Genomic DNA, 26036 nt, shown 5'->3' on the forward strand with positions numbered 1-26036 from the left:
TAATATTCGGTTATATAATGAAACGTTTGACGAGTAGCCCTAAAAAACGCTAGTTTGTTTAGTATTATTACTGTTGAGGCTGATTATTTTTGATGAAAAATACCACTAAAATATCTTTTGAAGACCTAGTGACGGAACAATCCGACGCATTAATAGGCTCGCCTCCCAAAGATTTTGACATGACTTGGCAAAGAATCGCGCACTCTGTATTAGATTGGTTTGACATTGATAGAGTCACGCTTTTTCCCAACTCAATGATCATGCTAAACGACGGAAAGACCGTTACTATCGCTCGTGAGGGAGTTCCAGAGCTCAACGCACAGAGCTTTATTAGTGGCAATTATTTAGATTATCTAAAACAACTAAGAACCAAAAAACGTTGGCTGACATTTAGCGAACAAGATATGAGTGACCACAAGATATCCGTCCTCAGAACACTGTATACGGAAGGTGGGCGTTGGCATGGCATCATCCCTCTGAAACTGTTTGGTCAAGATTGGGGGGCGCTATCCTTTTCCAGATTTAACAATGAGTTATCGCCACTATCAGATCAAGACATGAAACGTCTCAAACTTATTTGTGATATTTGGCTGTGTTATTGGCAGCACTCAACAATGGCTCGAAACCTAAAACAAGACCAAGCGACTAATGCAAATGAAGGTGAGAAGCTTCTTCTATTATCACCTAAGCAGTGCTCTGTATTAACACTGCTCGCTCAAGGGTTTACCGCAAAACAGTGTGCAGAAAAGCTATTCTTAAGCCCCCGAACCATCGAATCTCATAAATATCGTATGATCGACATATTAGAGCTTGAGAACAATACAGAACTCATTCAGTTCGCACTTCGTAATGGCCTAGGAATCGAACAATAACCTTCCTAACTATACTAACACTTCCAACATTCTACTAAGTAGGACGCCTGTTACTTCCAAATAATAGGCGTTATTTCCGTAATACTACTGATTACAAAAGCAAGCTCATAAATTAATTTAAAGTATCAGTAAGCCTATTATCTCAATATGTTTCTAATGACTATCAGCCCTTCATTTGATAAAAGTGCAAACGTCGCGGCATATAATAAGGTTTGCTTCCCAATTACTTTCTTGGAGCTTATCTATGTTAATCAAAAATGTTCTTGTTACTGGGGCCTCATCAGGTATTGGCAAAGATCTGGTCATTGCGCTACTCAAGCAAGGTCACACCGTTTACTGCGGTGCTAGACGCGTTGAAAACATGCACGATTTGAGAATATTGGGAGCACACGTTTTAGAGATCGATGTCCGTGATGAAGAGCAGGTAAATGCTGCTGTAACCCAAATGATCTCAGAAGTAGGCAATATTGATATTGTTTATTCTAATGCTGGTTACCCAATCGCAGGCCCTGTTGAAGAAACTCCGATAGAAAAAGTACACGCCCTCTTCGATACTAACGTTTACGGCGCTGCGCGTGTTGCAAGAGCTGTATTACCTCACATGCGAGAAAGAAACCAAGGCCGCATCATTTTTACTACCTCTATTGCTGCGCGTGTCTCCACCAGCATGAACTCTTGGTACTCCGCGACAAAACATGCATTAAACGGCATGGCAAAAGGGCTATCTCAAGAAGTCGCCGACTTTAATATTCAAATCTCAACTATTGAACCGGGTTGTGTGCAAACAGAGCTTGATGCAATCCAACTACGGGATATGAAAGAAACCAATCAGCTTTCGGCTTATAAAGTGATCGTCGACAAATCTCATCAATTCTTACACGACGCGTATAGAAAAGGTGCAACGCCAGAATCAACCGTAAACCACATGCTAAAAGCAGGGTTTGATTCAAAACCCAAGCTTAGTTACCAAACCACACTAGACGCAAAGCTAATGACTTTGGTACAGCGAGTAATCGGTGAAAAAGCGCTAGGCTCTATATTTCTAAAACTGATCAAGCGCACGTCAATTTGAACTCGATAATACTTGAGCACTTAGCTTGAACACTTAAATTGCTAGCTGAATGGGAACATGGAGCTACCTTCAGCTAATATTCGGATGCCCGCATTCATCCTCGAACCTACTTCCCCAAGGTTATCTATCGTTCCATTTCTCTTACCTGTCTTTTTCTTTTCCTTTTTCTAGAAAGTTGGCTCTTAGCAAAACCAACACGCACTTATACCGTAATTCTACTGTTTAGCTTCACCTTCACCCCCCATACACTGCACGGTGGTTTGAAGCAGTGCAACGTTCACAACTGCATATTGCTCTCATGACCATTAGTAAACGAAATCAAATTCAATCATTTTATTTAGAACACTTTCGGAGATGTTGTGGCGAGTAACCTTTCACAATCAAGAGACACATGGGGATCAAAGCTAGGCTTTGTAATGGCAGCGGCAGGTTCTGCTGTGGGCCTTGGGAATATTTGGAAATTCCCCTATACCGCAGGTGAGAGCGGTGGCGGCGCCTTCGTTCTTATCTACTTAGCCTTTGTCATTTTCATTGGCTTTAGTGTCATGCTAACGGAATTTGCTATCGGTCGACATACACAAAAATCAGCCGTGGGTGCATTTAAAGCGACTGATCGACGCTGGACATTTACCGGCGTAATAAGCGTGGTAAGTGGACTGCTAATTATGGGGTTTTACCCGGTTGTCGGTGGCTGGTCTATCGCTTACATCTATAAAATTGCCACAGGCTTACTCAACACTCCCCAACTAATAGGGGAAAGCTTTACTGGCTTCATTTCTACACCAGTAGAGCCTTTAATGTGGATGAGTGTCTATCTCTTTTTGAATGTACTTATCGTCATGAAAGGTATTTCTGGCGGCATTGAAAAAGCAGGCAAGATCCTAATGCCAATGTTGTTCATAATCTTGGTGATCGTATCGATAAAAGGATTGTCATTACCGGGTTCAAGCGCTGGCCTTAAGTTCTTATTTAGCCCTGACTTTTCTAAAGTAGACAGCAACGTTGTGCTTGCAGCACTCGGACAAGCCTTCTTCTCTTTAAGCCTAGCAACAGGTTGTATGATCACATACGGTAGCTACCTAAAGAAAAAAGAGAACTTAGTACAAACGACGGCGATGGTCGTTGCTATGGACAGTGGCGTTGCTCTACTGGCTGGTATCGCAATGTTCCCTGCAATGTTTGCATTTGGCATGGAGCCTGCTGCTGGCCCTGGCTTAGTTTTTGTTGTTGTACCTCAGCTGTTTGCAGAAATGGGTGGCGTGATCGGCTTACTATTCGCACTACTTTTCTTTGTAGGCCTTAGTGTTGCAGCACTCACTTCTTCTGTATCTCTTTTAGAGGTTGCGGTCTCGTACTTAATCGATGAGAAACAGATGACACGCTTTAAAGCGGTACTGGTATCAAGCATTACGATGATCAGTATGTGTGTACTCTCTTCACTGTCACTGGGAGGTATTGGCCCTAAGTTATTCGATACCGGCGTGTTCGATATCTTCGATCTATTGACTGACAAGATATTCTTAGCCGTTTGCGGCATGTTCATTTGTATCTTTGCAGGCTGGAGATTGAACAAAAAAGACCTAGAAAATGAGATCACCAACAATGGTGAAATTTCATTCCCTCTGTTTAACCTTTGGTACGGCTTAGTTAAATACATCATTCCTTTTGCAATCGCAATCGTTGCTTTTATGGGCGTGAAAGCTGGTTTTGACAGCGGCAAAGGCGAAGTCATGTTAATGGGTATCGCATTTATCGCGCTCACCGCGGTAATTTCTAAACGCTTCTAGAATCTGCGTCGACTTAAAGCGATGAATAACGAAAGCCTGTCATCAAACGACAGGCTTTATTTTTGGCTTTCTACTCACTCACCTACCCTTTAAATTCGCTCTAGATCATATTTTTCTCGACTAAAAATCATGACCCGTATTTTTACTGATTCACTCTGTTTAGTAGCTCCGTACCATTTCTCCACTCGTTCACTATTCTTGAGTGAACTCGCTCTAGCTTAATTTTTCATTCCCCCTTTTAGGAAGCTTTATGAGTTTAATTAGCATGCCTTTCGTCGACACTGCATTCGACACTGGCTTACACGTAGTATCAGGACTGGTACTGGTTGGTACTGTTTTAGGCGCGTTATATGCGTTTTGGAAGTTCCATGAACTACCTATCCATCACGCAGATAAAAAGAAACATGGTCAAATGGGGTTAGTCACCATTCTCACCTGGATAGGCTTTATCTGGCACTGGGTTTGGGTGCTGGCCGTTATTATTGCTTTTGTCGACACGGAAAAGAGCATACGCCGCATTCGTCATATTTGGCATGACACCGTACCAACTCAAACTACAAAGGCAGGAGAATAACGATGTTAGAAGGTTTAGCTGTTTGGGCTTTGTTTATTTATCTACTTCGCCTTGTTGGGGTGCCTTGGACAAAACCATTTAAAATGTTTGCTTATGGTGGTGGCTCTATCTGGCTTGTATTCGTATGGGTTGGCCTTATTACGTGGGCTCCGATGGATCTATCCGGCGGTTCCGTTGTGCAATCACCACATATTCAATTACGACCAGGTTCAACACGAGTAACGGGCAATATTGAAGCCCTTCACATCTCACCGAACAGTGAAATTAAAAAGGGCCAGTTGATTTACGAGCTCGACGATGACTCATACGTTATCGCCGTTAACAAAGCAGAAGCGCAACTAGCGATTGCTGAAATGGCTCATAAAGCAGCTTTACAAGATATCGATATCGCAAAGACAAACTACCGAGCTTCGCTTGAAGATATTGAGATAATCAAGAACCAGATATCTGCAGCAAAACAAGACCTGACGCTAAAACAACGCACGCTAAAGCGCTATGTCGACCAGAATGCAAAAGTTAAAAAAACGATTACAGAAAGCGTCCTTGATCAACAACGAACAGCCGTTGAAGTTGCAAAGAACCAGCTCACGATCATTGAGTCGCAATATCAGAAGTCAGAAATTACGGCAAATAAAAACCTAAACCTAATCGAGAAATCACAAATTTCCGAGATCAGTAAACAGGCCGATCTTCAAAACAAGAAAGCCGCTCTCGCTCAATCAGAATGGGATTTGGCACAAACAAAGATCTACGCACCAAGCAATGGTTATGTCACCAACTTTATGGCTCGTGAAGGTCAATTTGTTGGTGCTATGCCTCGACTAAAAATGTACAGCGATGAGAAGTTTGTCTTGATGAGAATTAACCATCAAGCATTTAGAAACATCAAAGTTGGCCAAGAAGCCGAGTTTGCTACCGCCATTTACCCGGGTAAAGTATTCAATGCTCACGTAGAAGGAATTGTTGAAGCGACAGGTGAGTCTCAAGGTTCTTTGCTTGCTCGTGAAACCAACGTGCGTGCAACAACAGGAAAGAACGTGATGAACAAGCACCACTTTGTTCGTCTGCGTATTACCGAACCTGAAGGCTACGACATTCCAGTCGGTGCCGTTGGACTAGCTTGGGTTAACGCAGAGAAACCAATTCCATTCTTGAATTTCTTGAATGTCATTCGCGGCATCATCATCCGAATGAAAGCTCAAATTTACTTCATATATAGCATGTAAGACCATGAATACATTTCATAAAATTTGTGATTTTGTAGATATTACGCATCGAAAAAAGAGTCAATTTATTCTACTTTCAGTATTCATTTACCTCATTTCACATTGCGCTAAGTAGTGTACTAACAGCTATATAACCATATTGGAAACTCAGCTACATCAAGGATGATGTGCCTCCCCTATAGGCTGCTGAGTTTCCATCCTTCTTGAAATCCGACTACGCGAGCTGAGCTTTAGGCTAATACTCGTGTCTAATTCATATTATTTCGCGAATTTTGAACATCTGAAATTTATGCAATACGGAAAAAATACTGAATATCTCCAACCACTCCTTCCTTACACTATCTGCAGTTTATTAATCCATGCCCTCAAGGCTAACCTGCAGGAAAAAAAATGAAAAAAACTGCTCTCGCTTTACTTATCTTTTCAAATTTAGCCAATGCTAGTGGTCTATTGCTCCAAGAAGCTGTCACTGCTAATGCTGGTACTGCAGGGGCTGGTGACGGTGTCTATACTGAAACGGCGACTGCTGGCTACACCAACCCTGCAACCATGAGCCACATGGGCGAACAAAAAACAACCATTAACACGATGGCACTGTATCTCCAGATGGACTATACCGATGCATCTAAAGATAGCAGCCTCCTAAACACCCCAGATGGCGATGCAAGTGCAGATACTTTGATGCCATCGATTGGGATTTTCCATGTACGTCAAGTAACTGAAAGTACACACATCGGAATCAATTTTGGTGCGATTGGCGGTTCTTCTATTGAGTATGGTAATGACTGGGACGGCGCTAACCATTTGGATAAAGCGTTCATGTCGGCACTGCAGTTAAACCCAAATATCAGCTACCAACTGGATGACAACTGGTCGATCGCAGCTGGTGTGCAAATAAACTACGGTTTAATTGAAGTTAGTACGACTGGCTTTGAGTCTGATATGGGTACCGATTGGGCATTTGGGTACAATGCAGGAGCAATGTACAAAGCCGAGCAATGGGCTTTAGGTCTTAGTTACCGTTCGAAATTGATTCATGATTTTGATGACATCTCAGCCTCTCTGGTCAATGGTAGCAATGCGATTGTGGGTACTGAACTTGTTGTTCCAGCAATAACTGACATCAGTGCAAGCTACGACCTTAATGCTCAAGTAACTCTATTGTCTTCCATTCAATTCCACCAATGGAGCGAATTCTCAGAGACTCCCGTCTACAACGACACACTAAATTCAGCACCAGCTCTTCCACAAGCAATAGATCGTAACTGGGAAGATGTGTGGAAATTCGCAGTGGGCGTAGATTATCAGCTTAACTCTGACTGGGATCTTAAAGCTGGATTCTCTTACGAAACTTCTCCGCAGGATGACCCAACGAAGCAATGGGTCGACTTACCTGTAGGTGAACAATACCGTTATTCACTGGGTGCAAGTACATATTGGAACTCAACTCGTGTCGATATTTTCTATGAATACGCAGACTTTGGCACGATGGAAATTGACCGTTCCAGCAAGTCATATACTCAGATTCAAGGTGAATTTGAAGGAAGCATCCACTTCGTTGGTGCAAACTTCACTTTCTAATGTTGCTCGCAGTAACTTCAAACGCTGAACTCTCAAGTTCAGCGTTTTGTTATCAATATTAAAAGCGGTAATCAATACCAACCGAGGCGGTCACTTCTTCTGAAGTTTCATCAATGCCTCGCTCATTTTGAACAGAAATCACATCGTATTTAAATTCAAACATGATGTTGAAATCTTTGTCTTTTACTTTGGTTTTGATGCCTTGCAGCCACATTAGGTTAGCAACCTGCATTTCAGCGCCACCGTATGACGAACCAAGATTAATATTAAATACCGAAAAGTGAGTATCGTTCCAAGGGTGTAATGCATACATGTTAACAGAACCCAAATGCGCTTCTTCGTTGCCCTGCAGAGGAGCGCCTAATCCGTTCAATGTTGAGTACGCATCACCACCATCGACATAGGTATAGTTCAACGAAGGGAAAAACAAGGTGCCATCTTCACTACCTAACGGCAGCATATAACCTGTGGTGTACATGTTCGCTGCGTCTTTTAGTTGGTAAACATCTACATAAACACCACCAAAAGAATCAAAGTGAGCAGCTCTCAATCGCGCATTCTCTGACTGAGTGTAATATTCAGCGAAACCAACCGTCTGAGATATATCACTGGTGAGGCCTGAAGCACCACCACCAGCAAGGAGTTTAAGTTCGCCTTCATCATCTGAAAATACCGCCGCTCTCATGCTGCTGTTTCGAGGGTCAGCATCATGATACTCATGACTGTTTTTTTCAGAAATTTGCTCTGCAAATACCGAAGTTGAAGCCAAAACTAATGCTGTACTAATTAGAGAAAGAGAAGCGATTTTAATATTTTTCATTGTATACACCAAAACTGACACTTAAGAAGATGGTGCCACTATATTTAGATGACTATTTCCACGCTACTTATACGAAAAATAAGCATCACTTATTCCATCGATTAATAATGTTAAGCAGAGGATAGGGATATTATGTACAAAAAATATAATGAACAGGTGAACCTAAATTATCTACGCGTGTTTGATGCTATTTACATTCATAGAAGCACCAAGTTGGCTGCATCGGCATTGGGTATTAGCCCATCGGCGGTTAGCCAAACATTAGCAAAATTACGTGATTACACTGGCGACAAATTATTTTATTCAGCCAATGGTAAGTTACAGTCAACCCATAGAGCAGATGCTATTGGTCTAGGCCTAAATGAGCAACTCGATGCGCTAGACAATCGGATTTTTTCAGAACTTTTTGAAGATCCAAGTGAATTCAATGGTGAACTCACTATCGCAGTATCAAGCGTATTTCTTGAAGCGATGGCTACAGAATTAACGAGCTCGGTTGTGTTTAACTCATTTCCCAAAGCAAAACTGAATGTCACTACCTGGACAGATCGAACGCTCACCGACATACAAAATGGCGATGTCCATATTGGGTTGAATTTCGGTCCAATTGACACACCAAAATCTATCCGTTCCGTTGCTCTCACCTCTAGTGAACCCATTGTTATCATGAGGAAAAACCACCCATGGTCTGATGGGAATTTTAAATTGGAAGGTTTCAATAAATATCCAACGGGTGGCATTCTGGTTCCCGGGCTCACTGACTTCAACGCAATACTAGAGCGTCGAGCCCCTGAGTTTTTTAATTTTAAATATCGCTCTGCCAGTATGTCTGTTTTAACATGTCTCGCTGAACATTCTTACATTTTAGCGATTACCGAAACACTCTCTGCCTCAATGTGTCCTAATACGATTGATTGCATCCAACCTGCTTGGTTAAACGAGCTAGCACCAGATCAAATGAGCCACTCTATTTACTACTTAGAGCGAAATCACAACCACCCTTTATACAGATTCTGTATCAATATTGTACGAACTTCTCTACAAGAGAAATTAGATACGTTAAAACTGAGAACCAAGATAAATACATAGTCATTGGGTATATTTACTGATTAAAAAACCTAAATTAGATGATATGAGAATTAATTCTATGTCGAAGAATAACATTTATAAAAACATATAATGATTATCTTTTAAAAAAACCTTTATTGCAGTATTTTTTCGGATCATTATTTATATTAATCCGATTAAGATAACACTCATAGATATAACTAAATTTAGTCACTCACTAATTAAGAGTATAGATTCAATGAAACGTGTAATCGTAACCCTCTCTATCGCGGCTTTGCTTTCGGGCTGCCAGGCAACTCAACGACAAAATGCCACCACCGGTGAAACCGAAACTAACTCAGCAACCAAAGGTGCTTTAGCCGGCATGTTGGCGGGCGCGGCAATCGGTGCTGCGACAGGAGATAGCTCTGACGCTCTGCGCGGTGCGGCTATTGGTGGAGTTGTAGGTGGAGGTGCAGGCTATTACATGGATAAACAGGAACAGGCACTACGTCAACAACTGGTAAGTTCTGGTGTACAGGTTAAACGTATCAACGACAAAGAGCTTCAGCTGGTGATGGAAAATGGCATTGGCTTTGACTCGGGATCATATCATTTGTCATCCGGCATTTACCCAACCTTAAACAGTGTCGCGCTTGTTCTTGGGGAATACCCAGATACACGCTTAGAAATCAAAGGACATACCGATAGCTCCGGCAACGATGCAAGTAACCAAACACTCTCAGAACAGCGCGCACAATCTGTTGGTAACTACCTTATCGGTCAGCAAGTTGCATCTGGTCGTGTCGTAACACAAGGTTACGGTGAGCGTTACCCTGTTTGCGGGAACGACACGAAAGCAGGCCGAGCCTGTAATCGCCGTGTTGAAATCAATATTTTGGCCTTGAATTAATCAATCACCAAAAGGAGCCTTAATATGTTCTTTAACCGTTTTCTCAAACCTTTCCTTGTGATTGGCGGCTTAGTTACAATGTACGCAGGGATTTATGCAATTAACCCTGAAACTGCGCTGCTTGATATGAACAACCTACCCTACGACTCTAACTATGTGTTTTTGTTCAGACACTGGGGAATCATGGTTGGGTTAATGGGATTCTTTATTGCAGCTTCAGCCTACGTACGCCGCTGGAGAGAATCAATCATCCTGTACTCGTTTCTCGAAAAGCTCTTTATGGTGTATCTGTTCGTTTCGAATTTTTTCAATCCAGAAACAGCACACTTGAACGCCAGTTTCATCCCGTTCGCCATTACAGACATCACCATCTGTACCTATACTCTTGGTTACTGGTACGAAAACTACAAGATCAGAAAAAATGTGAGCGCTTAGGCTAAGAAAAGCCTTGTTACTCAAAGACTGTTGTTCAAGCGCTCCACATATTGTCTAGGTGTCAGACCTCGATGTTTCTTAAACATCCGGTTAAAACTCGCGACGTTGGTATAGCCTAGCCTCGTCGCGACTTCTTCTATCGGCACTGAATACATCAAAAGCTCTACAGCCACGTTACTTAACGCATACCCCATAACGGTAGAAAAGTTGACACCTAATTTATGTAATCGACGTTGAAATTGCTGCTCAGATAAACCGAGTAAACTTGATACTTTATGTAGCGTTGGGAGTCCGAAATGGCGACTGTAATTGATCATTTCATAGGCCACCTTATGCTCATCAGCGGCATCGGGCATGTTGAGATAATGATCTAAGTCATGAAAGTTCATCGCCAAGCTCATCTTGCCAACTGAAGGGGATTGGTTGATCGACAATCTCAAGTTGCTTGGTATCCAAATCTCAGTTCGTGGTTGTCCCCATTGAATGTTGCACCCAAAGTACTCTTGATAAAGTTGAGTGTTTTCTCGATAACCAGCTATAGACACAGCTGCAGGGGTAAAATCGTCTCCCAAGTAGCGCCTTAATATCTTCATCATAAAGATGGCGACTCGAATAGAATCATGGACTTTGCCCGCCTCGCTATAAGCTGGGTTGTCGTAACACCACTTGATAAATTTTCCAACTTGAGTGCCATAGAGAAAGGCGCCAGATTGCAAACAGTGCAGTCCAATGTTAACTCGGCGTATGCTTGAAGCCAGATCGCGTCCAGAGAAAAACCAATTAGAAAGAGGACCTAACCTTTCAATATCGACTCTATCGGCGAGTTTCAAAATAATATCGGAGTCACCAGTTTGGTGCTGAAGTAAGCCATACCATTTATCCACCTCACTAACAGGAATAAGATTCATCGGATTATTAAATACCGACCTGGGAATGCCTAATTGCTCGACATTCACGAGCTTATTGGTCATCGCATGTTGGTAAATACCCAAAATTCCTAATGCTCTTAAGAAGTTACAATTATTCATTAGCCACCATACTTAGAAGTCACCATTACAGATCAAATCATATTGGCATCATTATTAAAGTAATTGGTAAATTTTCAACCTCTAAATCTGATATCAATCACACTCGGCGCTCAATTTAACCTAGGGTTTATCAATGAGTTTAGTCAGTGTCCCATTTGTCGGAACCGGCGCAGATACCGCACTACACGTAGTGGCAGGCGTTGTGTTAATCGCAACCATCGCTGCTGCATGTTACGGCTTCTGGCGTGTGCATGAATTACCAATCAATAAGGCTCACAGTAAAGAGCATCAACAACTCGGTTTGATCACCGCATTAACATGGATTGGTTTTGTATGGCACTGGGTATGGGTACTAGCCGTTATCTTAGCCTTTGTTGACATGGAAAAAGCCATCATCAATCTAAGAGATACTTGGAAATCACCAGTAGCACCTAGGGACAAAGCAACTTCCGACAAGCAAGATGAGGAGAGCCAAGCATGTTAGAAGGCTTAGCAATTTGGGCACTGTTCATTTACTTACTCAGACTTGTTGGTATGCCTTGGAATAAAGGCACCAAGGCATTTGCATATCTCGGTGGTACATCGTGGTTACTATTTGTATGGGTTGGCCTACTCAACTTCACTCCGATGGATTTATCAGGAGGCTCTGTCGTTCAATCCCCACATATCCAATTACGTCCAGATTCAACTAATGTGTCGGGTAAGACCACCAAAGTCCACATCCACCCGAATCAAGATGTAACTGAAGGACAGCTAATTTATGAAATTGATGACACCAAATATGTCATCGCAAAAGACAAAGCTAGCGTTCAGCTTGAGTCTGCAGAGGTTGCGCTCGATACAGCACGCCAAGAAGTGAGCATTGCTAAAATAAGCTATCAATCGGCACTTGAAGACATCAAGGCTTCAGTCGCGCAGATAGAATCAGCAAAGACAGACTTAGTGCTGCAATCAAAGACGCTTGATCGTTACCAGAAGCAAAACAGTGTCGTAGAGCATACGATTACTGAAACTGACATCGACCAACAAACAGCGAAGGTAGACTTAGCGACACATAACGTCACCACATTAGAATCTCAGCTTAGCAAGAAAGAAGTCGATGCCGAGAATGCAAAATTAAACATCCACAAAGCTGAAACCAATGTGAACAAGAAACAGACTGAGGTCGATTCAGCGAAGGCAACATTAGCGCAAGCTCAGTGGGATCTTAACAGTACCAAAATCACTGCACCAACTGACGGCTTTGTGACGAACTTTATTCTTCGTGAAGGACAGCGTGTTTCGTTAATGCCTCGTATTCAGATGTATACCGAAGAAAAGTACGTACTGATGCGAGTCAATCACCAAGCGATTCGTAATATTAAGGTGGGTCAACCAGCAGAATTTGCAACAGCGGTATACCCGGGGAAAATATTTTCTGCAACGGTTGAGGGTATCGTTGAAGCGACGGGGGAAGCACAAGCGAGCTTGCTAGGTATAGATGAACAGGTACGTGTCACTACTGGTCGAAACGTTCAGAACAAGCACCACTTTGTTCGTTTAAAAATCGACGAAGCAGAGGGCTACGACATTCCAGTTGGTTCTGTCGGGTTAGCGTGGGTAAGCGGTGAGAAGCCGATCGGTTTTATGGCATTCCTAGACGTAATACGCGGAATAATCATTCGGATGAAGTCTCAGTTGTACTTCTTCTACTCTATCTAAACACCTTCATTGGTGAAAAAATACAAAGCCCGTGTGATCAGGTATCACACGGGCTTTCTCGTCACTTAAACCTAAAATGAGAGACTTTAAGCACAAAGAATAGCCAATAGCCAATAGCCAATAGCCAATAGCCAAAGAATTAGCTCTTCTTTCAACCATCACCAAATCACCAAATCACCAAATCACCAAATCACCACTAATTGCAAAATGCATTTGCAAAACGCAAGGCAGAAATACTGAAACGCGAATAAATAGCCCAAATACGCACCAAATTGCTATAAAACAACCAATAAACAAGATTATTAGAGTTGGCACACTAACTGCAATGTAACTAATGACCCTTCTTAAGCCGAGGGTCACCTAGCCAACTGACGTTGTTAGTGAACCTATTATTGTTCACGAAATATATAAGCCAATTGCGGTTATTGCGATTGGCTATTTTTTTACCTGCAGTTTGGTCAACCGCTCCCCTTTCGATACAGACACCCATTCAAACGCATAATAATCAACATTCATAGCCAACCCTAAGCAGCAGATACCCAATTCGATATAGAAAACGTTTTCTATTGATTTTTTTGAAATAAATAGAAAAAATAACCCTATGTTATATAAGACAATTAGTGCAATAACTGATTTTTGACTACCTTTACTGACAAGATTAGCATTGACTACGTGATTTATATCACCATAATGCGCACGTTTGCCTGCAATACGGCGACCGTTAAATTTAATTTTGATCATTTGCGGAGGTAAAAAATGGCTGCTGATAATAACTACAGTCTAGGGCCGGTTCCTACATCGGCTAGGAAAGGAGTCGCTTCACTCACCATGGTAATGCTTGGGCTCACTTTCTTCTCTGCAAGTATGTGGACCGGTGGTTCACTCGGGACAGGCCTTTCATTCAACGATTTCTTCCTCGCCGTTCTCATCGGTAACCTAATTCTCGGTATTTACACTTCTTTTCTTGGCTACATCGGCTCATCTACTGGCCTCTCTACTCACCTTCTAGCTCGTTTCTCTTTCGGTACCAAAGGCTCATGGCTCCCTTCTGCTCTACTTGGCGGTACACAAGTCGGTTGGTTTGGAGTAGGTGTGGCAATGTTCGCAATTCCAGTACAAAAAGCGACTGGCATTGATACCAATACCCTGATTATAGTATCTGGCTTACTAATGACTGGAACCGTGTACTTCGGTATCAAAGCGCTCATGGTGCTTTCGGCGGTCGCCGTTCCTGCCATTGCCATTCTTGGTGGTTACTCAGTATTAACAGCAGTAGATAGCGTTGGCGGCTTAGAGCAGCTACAACTTATCAAACCAGAAACACCAATGGACTTCTCTATGGCCCTAGCAATGGTTGTCGGTTCGTTTGTAAGTGCGGGTACGTTGACTGCCGATTTCGTTCGCTTTGGTAAAAAGCCAGCAAGTGCAGTATTGATTACTATGGTCGCATTCTTTATCGGTAACTCACTGATGTTCATCTTTGGTGCTGCTGGCGCTGCCGCAACTGGCCAAGCTGACATTTCAGACGTCATGATCGCTCAAGGTCTACTTCTTCCAGCTATCATCGTGCTTGGCTTGAATATCTGGACGACCAATGAAAATGCACTTTATGCATCGGGTCTGGGTTTATCTAACATTACAGGCCGCTCAAGTACTACAATGTCTATCATTAACGGCATTATCGGTACGATTTTTGCGCTTTGGTTATACAACAACTTCGTAGGTTGGTTAACCTTTCTTTCGCTGGCAATCCCACCCATTGGTGGCGTAATCATCGCCGACTTCTTCGCGAATCGTAAACGTTACAAAGATTTTGCAAACGCAGAGTTCCAAACCGTTAACTGGGCTGGCATTATCGCGGTAGCAACAGGCGTAGCCGCTGGTCACTTTCTACCTGGCGTTGTTCCTTTAAACGCAGTATTAGGCGGTGCAATCAGTTACCTCGTGCTAAATCCTCTATTGAATAAAAAAGCTCTGAAATCTCAGGCCGCTTAAGGACACACTATGACAACCTTATTAATCAAGAACGCGAAACTTCAAGACCAAGAGGGCTTGAAACAAATCCTGATTGAAAATGGTCAATTTTCTCGCATTCTCGATAATGACGCACAAATTAAACATCAAGGTGACATCCTTGATGCTGAAGGTGGCATTGCAGTATCTCCTTTCTGTGAACCGCATATCCACCTAGATACTACTCAAACAGCTGGAGAACCTAACTGGAACATTTCTGGCACTCTGTTTGAAGGTATTGAGCGTTGGGCTGAGCGTAAAGAACTACTATCAATTGAAGACGTAAAGTCTCGTGCGAAGCAAACACTGAAATGGCAAATTGCTAATGGTGTTCAACACGTTCGTACTCACGTTGACGTGTCTGACCCTACCTTAGTTGCATTAAAAGCGATGGTTGAAGTTCGTGAAGAGATGAAGGAGTGGGTCGACATTCAGATCGTTGCATTCCCTCAAGAAGGCATTCTTTCATACCCTAATGGCAAAGAGTTACTTGAAGAAGCAGTGAAGATCGGAGCTGATGTGATTGGCGCTATCCCACACTTTGAATTCACTCGCGAATACGGTGTTGAATCGCTGCATTATGTATTTGAACTTGCACGTAAATACAACTGCTTGATCGACGTTCACTGTGATGAAATCGACGACGAGCAATCTCGTTTTGTTGAGACACTTGCAGCCCTTGCTCATAAATTTGAAATGGGCGAAAAGGTCACCGCTAGCCACACTACTGCGATGGGTTCATACAACGGTGCTTATGCCTCTCGCCTATTCCGTCTATTGAAGATGTCTGGTATCAACTTTGTTGCGAACCCGTTAGTGAACATTCACTTACAGGGTCGCTTTGATGATTATCCAAAACGTCGTGGCGTGACACGAGTTAAAGAGATGCTAGCGGCAAACATCAATGTATGTTTCGGCCACGATGATGTGTTTGACCCATGGTACCCACTAGGTACAGCGAACATGCTTCAGGTACTACATATGGGGCTGCATGTAACACAAGTGATGGGCTACGACCAAATCAACAACTCGCTTGATCTGATCAGTAATAACTCCGCTCGCACGCTGAACATCCAAGACAACTACGGTATTGAAGAAGGTAAGCCTGGTAGCCTACTGATTCTTCCTGCTGACAATGGCTTTGATGCAGTACGTCGCCAGGTACCAGTGCAGTACTCTGTGCGTCACGGTAAGGTGATTGCAGAGACTCAACCAGCTAGAACAAAAATTAACTTAGATCAGACTGAAGATATCAACTTTAAGCGTTAATATCGTCTATACTAATCATGAAAAGGAGGCTTAGGCTTCCTTTTCAGTTTGTCATGGCGCGTAATTTTATAAAACCATCAGCTATTTTAGGTAGTTTTTGTTAACCAGCACAACATGACAAAAAAACTCGCTGATTTCTCAATCAATGAGTGTACAACAGGAAAGACTGTGTTAACATGCACTCGCTCTGTTAGCCGGAGTTATTTAAGTTAGATGAATAGTAAAAAATGACATGTAAAATCGTTACCCGTTTTTGTAAGTAGTTTTTCCTTATTTCTTAGCAATATTAAATAATTCAATTATCAGCGCATTGCAGTAATGCAATCAACAATTTAGAAAATTTATGAATAAGGGACAAATTATGTCTAACACAAATACTGGCACTGTAAAATGGTTTAACGAAGAGAAAGGTTTCGGTTTCATTTCTCAAGACAACGGCGGTGCTGACGTATTCGTACACTTCCGTGCAATCGCTTCTGAAGGCTTCAAAACTCTGAAAGAAGGCCAAAAGGTTTCTTTCGAAGTTGAAAACGGTCAAAAAGGCCTACAAGCAGCAAACGTTGTTGCTCAATAATTAGCTTTTAGCTAAAAAGAATTTTAAAGCGCTGATTTTTATCGGCGCTTTTTTGTATCTGTCGAAAAGTTTTCGACACTCCCTTTCCGTTGATAACTTCCTCTACCACACTCTTCAATCTCTAGCCCCCTATTTCAAACAACTACACTTTTACTCATCAATTTAGAGCGTCATTTTCTGAAATCATTGCTAAGCTTTAGTGTTGATATTTACATCGCTGATACAAAGTGAATAACCAAAAATATGTTTAAAGAACAACCCATTAGATCTTACATATGAATACGCAATCGATATTCATAATAAAAATGAGTTATTTATCCAATCCTCATCCATTAATCATATAATTTTTAAAGCAAATACCTGCGAAATCCGCTAACCTTGTCGACAAGTGGCTTTAGTTATTTTGGTATCTGCAGTAAAAATAATGAACAAAGACGAATTTCAGAAATCCACCGCAAATCTAAAAAAAGCGGTGCCTCTTATGATGAAAAACAGGGTGTCTACTACACCTGCAAATTACGCACTTTGGTACACCTATGTCGATAACGCTATCCCACAGCTGACTCAAGACATGGACGGTGTTTTAGAACACTACGGTATTTGCCCTCCAGCCGTTGGTGAGCAGCTATATAACAATTATGTTGCGAGCAAATCCGAAACAAATATCAATGACCTTCGCGCTAATTTGGAACTGTTAGTTTCTGAAGTTTCGAATTCGATGAACGACACCCTGACCGACACCTCTGCATTTTCTGACATGATCGATAAAAGCTTTGAAGATTTAGCTCGTGTTGATAATGAAAGTTTATCGATCGATGAAGTCATGTCTTTGGTTCGTCAACTGGTTTCTGAATCACGTCACATTCGTCACTCCACTCAGTTTTTAAACTCTCAGCTAAACTCTGCAACGTCAGAAATCACCAAGCTTAAAAGCCAGCTGGTAGAAGTTCAGAAAGATGCACTCTTTGATAGCACTACGACACTCTATAACCGACGCTCTTTCGATCGAGATATGGAAACCTTGTGCGAAGCGCAGCAATCTTTGTGTTTGATTCTTCTCGATATCGACCATTTTAAAAACTTCAACGACACCTATGGCCACTTGTTTGGCGATATGGTTCTTAAAGGAATTGCTCGTAAGCTGAAGCTAAGTTGCCGAGAAGGTATCTCTGCTTATCGATTTGGCGGTGAGGAGTTCGCACTCATAGTGCCAAACAAGTCTTTGCGTATTGCCCGTCAGCTCGCAGATACCAATCGTCGATCTCTTGAAAAGCTGTCAATTAAAGATCGCCGCAGTGGTGAACAAGTCGGCAGCATCACCGCATCGTTTGGGGTTGCTGAACTTGAACCCGGCGAATCAGCACAATCGTTGATCGAACGTGCAGATAAACTGCTTTACGAAGCAAAATCACTTGGTCGCAATCGAGTCATGCCTCTTTAGCTTTATCACTGACACGACTTAACTAAAGGCAGTGAAGCATTCATCGACATACGTTTAAAAAGAACAACAAAAAGCCCCCAGGACTAACTAGTACGTTAATCTTGGCGGCTTTTGTTCAGCTATAAGTATTGACTTATTACTTACAGGGTTAAAACTCTACAGCGAGCTGAACCTACTTTGTGACACTAAAGCTGATAGCAGTAATTCAAGCAGTAATCTTCGCCACTCTTTGCTCTGAACTCTTTATCTTCGCTACATGCCTTTGGTTTACCTTTTGAATCACCTTGAATCAAGCTGATCCAGTGGCGCATAGCTGCGATAGTCTCTTCGCGCATTGTAGTCGTAGCTTCCATTGGTGATTGGCCGAATGTGGTGCATGATTCTAACTGAATATCATCAATCTCCACCAACTCGATGCAACCCGTCTCTTTATGGCAACCAAACATCACCTCTAAGTGGCTGCCACTGCCATCTCGGAATAAGATTGAGTCTGGGTCATTCTTCTCCCCCATGTACGCTACAAACTGTTTAGGGTGCTTTAGGCCACTATGCTGGCCATCTTTAAAGTAAGCCATGATATGACGGTAATCGACTACATAGCTGGTTACGTCTTGGTGTGAGCCATTCTCTAGTGGGAATAGTCGATCAAGCAGCTGTTTTGCTTTAACTTGCTTCTCAGTTTGCTGGTTGGCACTGATTGTCTCCACGGCAAAGACAGCTTCAGCGATAAATGGCTTTGATTGTTTTTGGATTTCTGTTTTATCGAATGTCAGCATATTCATAGTCTTTCCCTCTTGACCAGTCCGGTGAAACTCACCGATTTCTACAGCGAAAATGTGTCCTAGAGCAATTATTCCAAACTAACGTTTAATTTATTTGTCATTTTGTGAATTGCTTAGTTTGTAGATTAGCGCTTTTTTACATACAATTTCACAACAAAAATTTTACAATGTGAATTTTACAAATATGGCCTTGTCAAAAAGTTTAGTTCGTCAGTCACATTTCCTAGGTACGAAAATACGTAACCTTCGAAAACGTAACCATTTAACGATGGAAGACCTGTCTGCGCGTTGTATTAGGATCAACCCAGAATACGCACCTTCCGTTTCTTACCTTTCAATGATTGAGCGTGGAAAGCGGGTCCCAAGCATCGATATGCTAGAAGTGATTGCCCAGGTCTTTCAGAAAAACCCAACGTGGTTCCTCGACGATGAATCGGAACAACAAGCCATTGCACCTGATAAAGGAAATCGGGGTGGAATAAGTGGCATGGCACTCGAACCGAGCTTCCTTTTTTCCAACGACATTCTTCAAATCGCGATTCCTGAGATGCTTTCGCAAACGGGAATCTCCGGTCGCCAGTTTGCGCATCTATTGATTCGGGCACACCAAGAGAGCAACCAGAACCACTTCCCTGACCTTGAGCGAGCTGCAGAAGAAGTTGGTCTAAAACGTCTTAACCTCAGCGTAGAAGACCTCATAGACATCGCTAGAAGCCTAGGAATCAACATCCGCTGGGTTACACGGACACCTCAAGACGTAGTCGACGAGCTAGGAATTAATGCCAAGCAACTGGTTACTTCATTTTTTGAGCCTCCCGGTACTATCTTCTTAAACGAAATTCTCAAGGAATACCCAACTCGTCTAAAATACGACCTCTCGGTTTATATCGGCCATTGCATTCTGCACAGCAAAGAGGGGCTAAAAAGTGTGTTGTCGGTAGGTAACAACAATACATGGGACGACAACCAAGTTTCAGGCTCTTCTCAGCTGAACTCTCAAGACATTCTTCAAGCATGGCGTGACTTCGAATCTAGCTTCTTTGCCGGAGCACTGCTGTGTCCGAAAGTCCCATTTAGACAGTTACTCGACCGCACTGGTTACGAAATCGACGTTCACAAAAGAGCAGGGGTTTCCCCCTCTGTTGCAATGCGCCGAATGACAGTAGTATCGCCCTACCCTCACTGGCATTACTTTGATGCTTACGGGCCTGGGAAGCTCAAGGCGGTATACCGCGGGAACGGGATTCCACTGCCTTGGGGAAATATGAGAACGGTCGCTGATCCATGTCAACATTGGGCTGTGTTCCGTCGATTATCGGAGCCTCGAGCGGGAAGCTCGGCTCAAATCTCCATTTTAAATGTGGGAGACGAGCCAAGAATCTACTGCTGTGAATCCATCAATATGACGGATCCCGCGGGTAACAATCGTGTGTTGTGTGCTGGTATAGATCTCAACCCTGCGATTGATGCTCAAGGCGGTAATTCAAGAGACATAGCAGAGCAGCTAAAAGCATCATGTGTTAACAACGGTGGCTCTGTGGCAATCCCGCGCAACATCAAGAAAGATCTCACGACAATAGCCAAGATTCTAAATATAAATTGGATTGAACGTGGGATAGAGACAGAGGCAAGGCTTATCTGCTCCAGAGGTGGAGAATGCCCTCGCCAACCAAGCTGTTATTCGAAGTGTGGTGAGTAAAGAAGTAATAACAAAAAATAGAACCTAAAATTCAGGCAAAAAAAAACCAATCACAATAAGGGTGATTGGTCATATATTTTGTGTGAACAAAAAAGGTTCACTAACAACGTCAGTTGGCTAGGTGACCCTCGGCTTAAGAAGGGTCACCATTACCAATGCAGTATGCGTGCCAACTTTTAAAACACGTATTTACTACGCATCTGGACACGTATTGTTCGTAAATGCTTATTTGTTTTGCAAACTGAAATTGCAAATTGCAAAATTCAACAAAAACGCTAGTGATTATGTTGTTATTAATAAATCCTTAAAGATTCATTTCCCTTTCCCAAAATGCCGTACTTCCCTTAGGTTCAATCACTTTAAACAGCAATAAACCTCTCCTGAGTTACAAATCAACGCCCATAAAAAAACGCGAACATTGAAATTCAATATTCGCGCTTATTTGAGTTAGATAGCAGAAAGTCCCGAATCAACGAGAACTCTCCTAAAAAGCACTCTCGTTATTGGACCTTTATGATCTATCTAAGAGACTCTACTTCTGAGGAGCTGGCTTAGAGCGGCTTCTAGACGGTGACGGTTTGTTGCCTGTCGGCTTATTTGACGACTTGCTCGGACCGTAGCTACCACCGTAACCAGACTTCTTAGGCTTACCTGCGTTGTTTGGCTTACCTGTACCGGTAGTTTTACCCGCACCGCTTGGCTTGCTCAGAGTGTTCTGAGAACCTGCGTTATTTGCAGCAGGTTTATTGCCCGCATTACCGCGTTTAAAGTTACTGCCGTTGTTTCTTACTGATTTATCTTCACCAGTCGCGGCTGAATTGTTTTCAGTAGGCTTCTTTCCAGACGTTGGATTACGTTTTGGCGCTGAGCCATTACCTGCTACATGACGCTTATTCTTACCTGCTGGCTTGTGTCCACGAGCGTTATCACCAGAGCGTTGACCATCAGCATGCTCACGTGGCTGTTTTGCTTTTTTCGGCTTCTTAGGCTTGATTGGACGTGTATCTAAACGAGATTCTGGTAGCTTGTTTACTGGCGAGAAGCCTTCAAGCTCACGACGCTCTAGTACTTGTTGAATAAGACGTTCAATACCGAACAACTCGCCCACTTCATCAGCACAAACCAGTGAAATCGCTTTACCTACTTCACCAGCGCGGCCAGTACGACCGATACGGTGTACATAGTCTTCTGATACATGTGGAAGATCGAAGTTAACTACTTGGGGCAGTTGTGGGATATCGATACCACGAGCAGCGATATCAGTTGCAACAAGTACTCGTACCTTACCCGTTTTAAAGTTCTCTAAGGCTTTAGTACGTGCACCTTGGCTCTTGTTACCATGAATAGGTGCAGCAGTGATGTCTTGTTCTTCAAGGAAGCGAGCAAGCTTATTCGCGCCGTGTTTCGTCTTGCTGAACACCAACACTTGTCGCCAATCGTTATCTTTGATTAGCTTCGCTAGCATTGCGCTCTTTTTCTTTTTGTCTACTGGGTAGATGCTTTGCTCAACGGTTTTTGCCGTCGAGTTAGCAGGGCTTACTGAAATCTCAACAGGATTGTTAACTAAGCCTTTCGCTAAGCTGCGAATATCATCAGAGAACGTCGCTGAGAACAGTAGGTTCTGACGCTTCTTAGGTAAGAAAGCCAAGATCTTACGGATGTCACGGATGAAGCCCATGTCTAGCATGCGGTCAGCTTCATCTAGCACTAGGATTTCTAGTTGGTCAAAACGCACGGCATTTTGGTTATATAGGTCAAGTAGACGACCCGGTGTCGCCACCAACACATCACTACCTTTACGCAGTTTTTGCATCTGAGGGTTAATCTTCACACCACCAAACACAACCGTAGAGGTAAGCGGTAAGTTAATACCGTACTTCACTACGCTGCCATTTACTTGCGCAGCAAGCTCACGAGTTGGCGTTAACACCAGCGCACGTACTTGGTTCTGACGTACGCGAGGGCCTTTTGACAACATTTCAAGAATAGGTAGCGTGAAGCCTGCAGTTTTACCTGTACCTGTTTGAGCAGCGGCCATCACATCTTTGCCCGTTAGGACAGCTGGCACGGCTTTCTCTTGTATTGGTGATGGCTTATCGTAACCTTGTGCTTCAATAGCTTTAAGGATCGGTTCAGAAAGGCCAAGGGAGGTAAAACTCATAGATTATTTTCTCAGTTGAATAACATTTAGTATGAGCAACACGTTAAAAAATGCGTTGCTTCAGCTTTTGCTCATCAAATACATTGATACGGAGCAAAGCGCGGTATTCTGAGGCTTTTCCCCACATTCAGCAACTAAATTCTAATCGCAGCTCAAATTCAACCTAGATAACTTGACGCTTCTGTTCGTACATTTTTTCATCAGCCGCTTTCAAGAGCGCATCGACATCATTGTAGTTGTTATTATGAATAACCCAACCAACACTAATTCGAAGATAAATAGAGTGCGCCTCGTAAACAACTGGTGCCGCGCACATCGCCTTTCGTAGTTTAGTCACGATCGACGATACGTGCTGATCATCAATGATGCGTGGCAATAAAACTAAGAACTCATCACCGCCTATCCTTGCGACGATATCTGAAACTCGTAGTTCACTCCTAATTCGGTTTGCACACTCGATCAATACCTGATCGCCAGCTGCATGACCATAAGTGTCATTGATCGCTTTAAACCCATCGAGGTCGATATTTACAACGGCAAACGTTCTCGCTCGCTGTTTTTGAGTAGTTTTAAAGGCCTGCTTGAGGCTATACATAAAGTATCGACGATTCGGTAACATCGTTAGCTCATCATGCATTGAGCGGCTATCTGCAATACGGTACAGGCGATAAATCGTAAAGAAGGCAAACGCCAACACTAGCATTATGGAATAACCCACTAGCCTTACCGCTTGGATTCGGTACCAAGGTTCATCCATCAATACATATTCGTTACCAGAAAGAGCAAGGTACCAACCACCATATGGGAAACTTACCTGTTCGGTGGCAAACGCATTATCGAACACATCCTGAGTACCATAAAAGACAGCGCCATCTTTACCTGAACTGTTTTTACCACGTATCGCAAGTTGATACTTGTTCTCGATCTTCCCGATTCCGACATCTTCAAACAGCTCGTCTAAGCCAATAGCAGCGCTAGATACACCCCAGTAATCTTGATTGAAAGGCGGATCTCGGAAGATCGGAGTACGTGTAATAAGGGCTTGCCCTCCTTGAAACAGCTCAAAGGGACCCGCAATAAACGTATTGCCAAGATTACGAGCTATCTCTACAGACTCCCATTGGTTTGGGTGATCGCGATAATTAATACCTAGAACCTGCTCATTACCTTCCAGAGGGTAAACAAAATTTAGAATGTCGTCTTTGGCGAGTGCGATAAGTCGAATATGGAAGCCATCTTGAATGATATTCTCAGCAATCTTGTCCCAGTTTTTCACTTCACCATCAGGGTTAATGGTCACTAAAGTCGAGAAATTATTGAGGATATACATATCCGACACGATCGCGACTTCAATCCGAGAACGAATAATGGATAGTTGCTTTTTTGCCTCTGAATACGATTCGTTTTTAAGAAAAATTAATTGCTTGGCGTGAAAAAACTCAATCGCGCCAACTATCGTAAGGAAAAAAAGAACAGATACTATTTTGGCAGACCACTGCTTGCTAGAACCACTTGGCATTTACGAACCTCTAACACTTTTGTTCTATATACTGCCTGATAACGGCTCATTTCTGGCTTATTGCTCCAGTATGCCGCTAAGTCATTAAAAATCTATACTAACGTCTACTATCTATCAAATATTGTGCCATTCATCACTTCAGGTCTGTTAACTATACTAATTACTTAATCAAAAAGGGTTAGTAAACCTTATAAAGCTTACATTGTATTGACTCAAACCTTACATTAAAGGATTCATCGATGTTATTTTACATAGACTATTAATCAGCTTGGTACCTCACGACATGAAGCTAAAAACGATTACACTGTGCACATTACTATCGGCCTCAATTACGGTCGCTGTTCACGCACAAGAGAACGCTCTGGCGACAAATGTATCGAGTATTCAATCCCAAGCCGATTCGCTCAATTCTCAAGAACAATCTTTCAAGCAATCTGCTGACCTCATTCGCGCTACCTACGAAAGCCAACTTTACACCCTGCCTGCATTCAAAGAGGGTCACTACGGACTACGCATGTATCGCCAGACATTAGATGATAAGTATTCTGCTGCGGTATGGAGTGACATGGCACGAGTGGCAAGCAAGCTCAACACCCTGTCGAATGACGTTCAAACCATGGAACAAATCGTGCTCTACTCAGAAAAGCGCGTTGCATCTTATGTTGGCGATAGCGATGAGCGCAGCGTTCGACGCTACAACATCACCAAGCACATGCCAGAATACCTTTACCTAGGCGTTGACCTTCTTGGTTCTATGGCTCGTGCCAATGAATACGGTTTAGAACACAAGAACGATGCCAAACTACGTGAAATCATTCGTCGCTATGACTTCTCACGATACGTTACCAATGAAGACATGGTGAAAGCGTGGGCAGCTCAATTAGCCAATCAAGTCTACTGGCTACGCCAGCTAGGTGAACAAAATGTGGTTGATGAGTTCGTCGACACCTTCAAAAAAGCGTACCCAGACGATAAAGACAAGAAGCTCTCTAGCCAACAATACGGCAATAAGATCTATGGTATGACACACGTGATCTTTGGTGATTCGGAATATTATCAACACCAAGTAAGCGAACAAGATCATCAATGGATCTACGATTACTTCAGAGAAAACATCGATACAATATTGCTTCGTGCGAAAGAAGATGTCATTGCCGAGGTTGGATTGACCTTTTTGCTTGCGGGCTTAGAAGATGACCCGGTAGTAGAAAAAACTCGACTCGCGATCCAAGCCTCTATCGATGAGAAATACGGGATGATTCCTTCAATCACTGGTGATTTTGACCTTGAGTACGGTGAACACCGAAACGTGCTGGCGATCATGCTACTCGATTGGCAACAAGTGAATGAAGCACCAACCTTCAAAGGGAACCCAAAGATATTTAAAACGATTCCTTACGGGCTCGTTGAGAATAAATAGAACACTTAAGCCAGACGACAAAAACCAAAAAGCCGCACACCTTTAAGGCGTGCGGCTTTTTAATACCTGAAAAATATCAATAGCGCGTACAAAGCATAAAGC

23 protein-coding genes are annotated in these 26036 nt (G+C 42.8%); 17 read left to right on the forward strand and 6 right to left on the reverse strand.

The features are described from left to right. The first annotated feature begins 92 nt into the window (after positions 1-92). The 6 genes from QQ041_RS07865 (at position 93) to QQ041_RS07890 (ending at position 7112) form a co-directional block, all read left to right on the forward strand. Complete coding sequence (locus QQ041_RS07865) at positions 93-872, forward strand: response regulator transcription factor (protein WP_285953515.1); 780 nt, start codon at positions 93-95, stop codon at positions 870-872. Between the two features lie 244 nt (positions 873-1116). After that, complete coding sequence (locus tag QQ041_RS07870) at positions 1117-1944, forward strand: SDR family oxidoreductase (protein WP_285953516.1); 828 nt, start codon at positions 1117-1119, stop codon at positions 1942-1944. Positions 1945-2303: 359 nt separating this feature from the next. Beyond that, entirely contained in the window at positions 2304-3731 is a 1428-nt protein-coding gene (locus QQ041_RS07875; RefSeq protein WP_285953517.1) for a sodium-dependent transporter, read from the forward strand. A gap of 250 nt (positions 3732-3981) precedes the next feature. After that, entirely contained in the window at positions 3982-4305 is a 324-nt protein-coding gene (locus tag QQ041_RS07880) for an MFS transporter (RefSeq protein WP_146492754.1), read from the forward strand. A 2-nt stretch (positions 4306-4307) separates the two neighbouring features. Continuing rightward, positions 4308-5531, forward strand: coding sequence for an HlyD family secretion protein (locus QQ041_RS07885; RefSeq protein WP_061017574.1), 1224 nt, complete (start codon positions 4308-4310; stop codon positions 5529-5531). 390 nt (positions 5532-5921) lie between these two features. Beyond that, positions 5922-7112, forward strand: a complete 1191-nt coding sequence (locus tag QQ041_RS07890) for an OmpP1/FadL family transporter (RefSeq protein WP_285953518.1) — start codon at positions 5922-5924, stop codon at positions 7110-7112. Positions 7113-7170: 58 nt separating this feature from the next. On the opposite strand, the gene QQ041_RS07895 is transcribed toward QQ041_RS07890, so the two are convergent. Beyond that, positions 7171-7932: a hypothetical protein gene (locus QQ041_RS07895; RefSeq protein ID WP_285953519.1), complete on the reverse strand. Its 762-nt coding sequence runs from the start codon at positions 7930-7932 to the stop codon at positions 7171-7173. Positions 7933-8064: 132 nt separating this feature from the next. Here QQ041_RS07895 and QQ041_RS07900 point away from each other — a divergent pair, with 132 nt between their 5' ends. From QQ041_RS07900 to QQ041_RS07910, 3 genes are all read left to right on the forward strand, one after another. Next, positions 8065-9021, forward strand: coding sequence for a LysR family transcriptional regulator (locus tag QQ041_RS07900; RefSeq protein WP_285953520.1), 957 nt, complete (start codon positions 8065-8067; stop codon positions 9019-9021). A 217-nt stretch (positions 9022-9238) separates the two neighbouring features. Then, a complete protein-coding gene (locus QQ041_RS07905; protein ID WP_285953521.1) occupies positions 9239-9892 on the forward strand; it encodes an OmpA family protein in 654 nt (217 codons plus the stop codon). Between the two features lie 24 nt (positions 9893-9916). Then, positions 9917-10327, forward strand: coding sequence for a hypothetical protein (locus QQ041_RS07910; protein WP_060981647.1), 411 nt, complete (start codon positions 9917-9919; stop codon positions 10325-10327). A 20-nt stretch (positions 10328-10347) separates the two neighbouring features. Here QQ041_RS07910 and QQ041_RS07915 read toward each other — a convergent pair whose 3' ends face one another. After that, a complete protein-coding gene (locus QQ041_RS07915; RefSeq protein ID WP_146492748.1) occupies positions 10348-11355 on the reverse strand; it encodes an AraC family transcriptional regulator in 1008 nt (335 codons plus the stop codon). A 133-nt stretch (positions 11356-11488) separates the two neighbouring features. Here QQ041_RS07915 and QQ041_RS07920 point away from each other — a divergent pair, with 133 nt between their 5' ends. Further along, a complete protein-coding gene (locus QQ041_RS07920) occupies positions 11489-11839 on the forward strand; it encodes an MFS transporter (protein ID WP_146492747.1) in 351 nt (116 codons plus the stop codon). Continuing rightward, positions 11833-13056, forward strand: a complete 1224-nt coding sequence (locus tag QQ041_RS07925) for an HlyD family secretion protein (RefSeq protein ID WP_146492746.1) — start codon at positions 11833-11835, stop codon at positions 13054-13056. The genes QQ041_RS07920 and QQ041_RS07925 overlap by 7 nt, the downstream gene beginning before the upstream one ends. A 435-nt stretch (positions 13057-13491) precedes the next feature. On the opposite strand, the gene QQ041_RS07930 is transcribed toward QQ041_RS07925, so the two are convergent. Next, positions 13492-13797 (reverse strand): hypothetical protein, encoded by a 306-nt coding sequence (locus QQ041_RS07930; RefSeq protein ID WP_285953522.1) that lies wholly within the window; start codon positions 13795-13797, stop codon positions 13492-13494. A gap of 15 nt (positions 13798-13812) precedes the next feature. Between QQ041_RS07930 and codB the strand changes: the two genes are divergently transcribed. From codB to QQ041_RS07950, 4 genes are all read left to right on the forward strand, one after another. After that, positions 13813-15051, forward strand: a complete 1239-nt coding sequence (codB, locus tag QQ041_RS07935; protein ID WP_060981651.1) for a cytosine permease — start codon at positions 13813-13815, stop codon at positions 15049-15051. A gap of 9 nt (positions 15052-15060) precedes the next feature. Beyond that, positions 15061-16338 carry a cytosine deaminase gene (locus QQ041_RS07940; RefSeq protein ID WP_285953523.1) on the forward strand — a complete coding sequence of 426 codons (1278 nt, stop codon included), beginning with the start codon at positions 15061-15063 and terminating at the stop codon, positions 16336-16338. Positions 16339-16699: 361 nt separating this feature from the next. Then, positions 16700-16912: a cold-shock protein gene (locus tag QQ041_RS07945; protein WP_004730009.1), complete on the forward strand. Its 213-nt coding sequence runs from the start codon at positions 16700-16702 to the stop codon at positions 16910-16912. 424 nt (positions 16913-17336) lie between these two features. Further along, complete coding sequence (locus tag QQ041_RS07950; RefSeq protein WP_060981653.1) at positions 17337-18353, forward strand: GGDEF domain-containing protein; 1017 nt, start codon at positions 17337-17339, stop codon at positions 18351-18353. Between the two features lie 185 nt (positions 18354-18538). On the opposite strand, the gene QQ041_RS07955 is transcribed toward QQ041_RS07950, so the two are convergent. Beyond that, a complete protein-coding gene (locus tag QQ041_RS07955) occupies positions 18539-19135 on the reverse strand; it encodes a hypothetical protein (RefSeq protein ID WP_285953524.1) in 597 nt (198 codons plus the stop codon). A gap of 169 nt (positions 19136-19304) precedes the next feature. On the opposite strand from QQ041_RS07955, the gene QQ041_RS07960 reads away from it, so the two are divergent. Continuing rightward, positions 19305-20834, forward strand: a complete 1530-nt coding sequence (locus QQ041_RS07960; RefSeq protein WP_019823380.1) for a DUF3612 domain-containing protein — start codon at positions 19305-19307, stop codon at positions 20832-20834. A 532-nt stretch (positions 20835-21366) separates the two neighbouring features. Here the strand turns inward: QQ041_RS07960 and QQ041_RS07965 are convergent. Next, positions 21367-22995, reverse strand: coding sequence for a DEAD/DEAH box helicase (locus QQ041_RS07965; RefSeq protein ID WP_146492742.1), 1629 nt, complete (start codon positions 22993-22995; stop codon positions 21367-21369). 163 nt (positions 22996-23158) lie between these two features. Next, on the reverse strand, positions 23159-24514 hold the full coding sequence (locus QQ041_RS07970; protein ID WP_146492741.1) for a diguanylate cyclase: 1356 nt from the start codon (positions 24512-24514) through the stop codon (positions 23159-23161). A gap of 283 nt (positions 24515-24797) precedes the next feature. Between QQ041_RS07970 and QQ041_RS07975 the strand changes: the two genes are divergently transcribed. After that, positions 24798-25934 (forward strand): DUF3541 domain-containing protein, encoded by a 1137-nt coding sequence (locus tag QQ041_RS07975; RefSeq protein WP_285953525.1) that lies wholly within the window; start codon positions 24798-24800, stop codon positions 25932-25934. Positions 25935-26036 lie beyond the last annotated feature (102 nt).

The organism is Vibrio sp. TMPB1044 (assembly GCF_030442075.1).
GTDB classification, from domain to species: Bacteria; Pseudomonadota; Gammaproteobacteria; order Enterobacterales; family Vibrionaceae; genus Vibrio; species Vibrio satsumensis.

Bases quoted from the DNA above. Each gene is read 5' to 3' on its own strand.
- QQ041_RS07885 (WP_061017574.1), top strand. From the start codon at position 4,308: ATGTTAGAAGGTTTAGCTGTTTGGGCTTTGTTTATTTATCTACTTCGC.
- codB (WP_060981651.1), top strand. From the start codon at position 13,813: ATGGCTGCTGATAATAACTACAGTCTAGGGCCGGTTCCTACATCGGCT.
- QQ041_RS07930 (WP_285953522.1), bottom strand. From the start codon at position 13,797: ATGATCAAAATTAAATTTAACGGTCGCCGTATTGCAGGCAAACGTGCG.
- QQ041_RS07895 (WP_285953519.1), bottom strand. From the start codon at position 7,932: ATGAAAAATATTAAAATCGCTTCTCTTTCTCTAATTAGTACAGCATTA.
- QQ041_RS07975 (WP_285953525.1), top strand. From the start codon at position 24,798: ATGAAGCTAAAAACGATTACACTGTGCACATTACTATCGGCCTCAATT.
- QQ041_RS07950 (WP_060981653.1), top strand. From the start codon at position 17,337: ATGAACAAAGACGAATTTCAGAAATCCACCGCAAATCTAAAAAAAGCG.
- QQ041_RS07900 (WP_285953520.1), top strand. From the start codon at position 8,065: ATGTACAAAAAATATAATGAACAGGTGAACCTAAATTATCTACGCGTG.
- QQ041_RS07890 (WP_285953518.1), top strand. From the start codon at position 5,922: ATGAAAAAAACTGCTCTCGCTTTACTTATCTTTTCAAATTTAGCCAAT.
- QQ041_RS07880 (WP_146492754.1), top strand. From the start codon at position 3,982: ATGAGTTTAATTAGCATGCCTTTCGTCGACACTGCATTCGACACTGGC.
- QQ041_RS07945 (WP_004730009.1), top strand. From the start codon at position 16,700: ATGTCTAACACAAATACTGGCACTGTAAAATGGTTTAACGAAGAGAAA.
- QQ041_RS07955 (WP_285953524.1), bottom strand. From the start codon at position 19,135: ATGAATATGCTGACATTCGATAAAACAGAAATCCAAAAACAATCAAAG.
- QQ041_RS07940 (WP_285953523.1), top strand. From the start codon at position 15,061: ATGACAACCTTATTAATCAAGAACGCGAAACTTCAAGACCAAGAGGGC.
- QQ041_RS07970 (WP_146492741.1), bottom strand. From the start codon at position 24,514: ATGCCAAGTGGTTCTAGCAAGCAGTGGTCTGCCAAAATAGTATCTGTT.
- QQ041_RS07915 (WP_146492748.1), bottom strand. From the start codon at position 11,355: ATGAATAATTGTAACTTCTTAAGAGCATTAGGAATTTTGGGTATTTAC.
- QQ041_RS07865 (WP_285953515.1), top strand. From the start codon at position 93: ATGAAAAATACCACTAAAATATCTTTTGAAGACCTAGTGACGGAACAA.
- QQ041_RS07920 (WP_146492747.1), top strand. From the start codon at position 11,489: ATGAGTTTAGTCAGTGTCCCATTTGTCGGAACCGGCGCAGATACCGCA.
- QQ041_RS07965 (WP_146492742.1), bottom strand. From the start codon at position 22,995: ATGAGTTTTACCTCCCTTGGCCTTTCTGAACCGATCCTTAAAGCTATT.
- QQ041_RS07905 (WP_285953521.1), top strand. From the start codon at position 9,239: ATGAAACGTGTAATCGTAACCCTCTCTATCGCGGCTTTGCTTTCGGGC.
- QQ041_RS07910 (WP_060981647.1), top strand. From the start codon at position 9,917: ATGTTCTTTAACCGTTTTCTCAAACCTTTCCTTGTGATTGGCGGCTTA.
- QQ041_RS07870 (WP_285953516.1), top strand. From the start codon at position 1,117: ATGTTAATCAAAAATGTTCTTGTTACTGGGGCCTCATCAGGTATTGGC.
- QQ041_RS07925 (WP_146492746.1), top strand. From the start codon at position 11,833: ATGTTAGAAGGCTTAGCAATTTGGGCACTGTTCATTTACTTACTCAGA.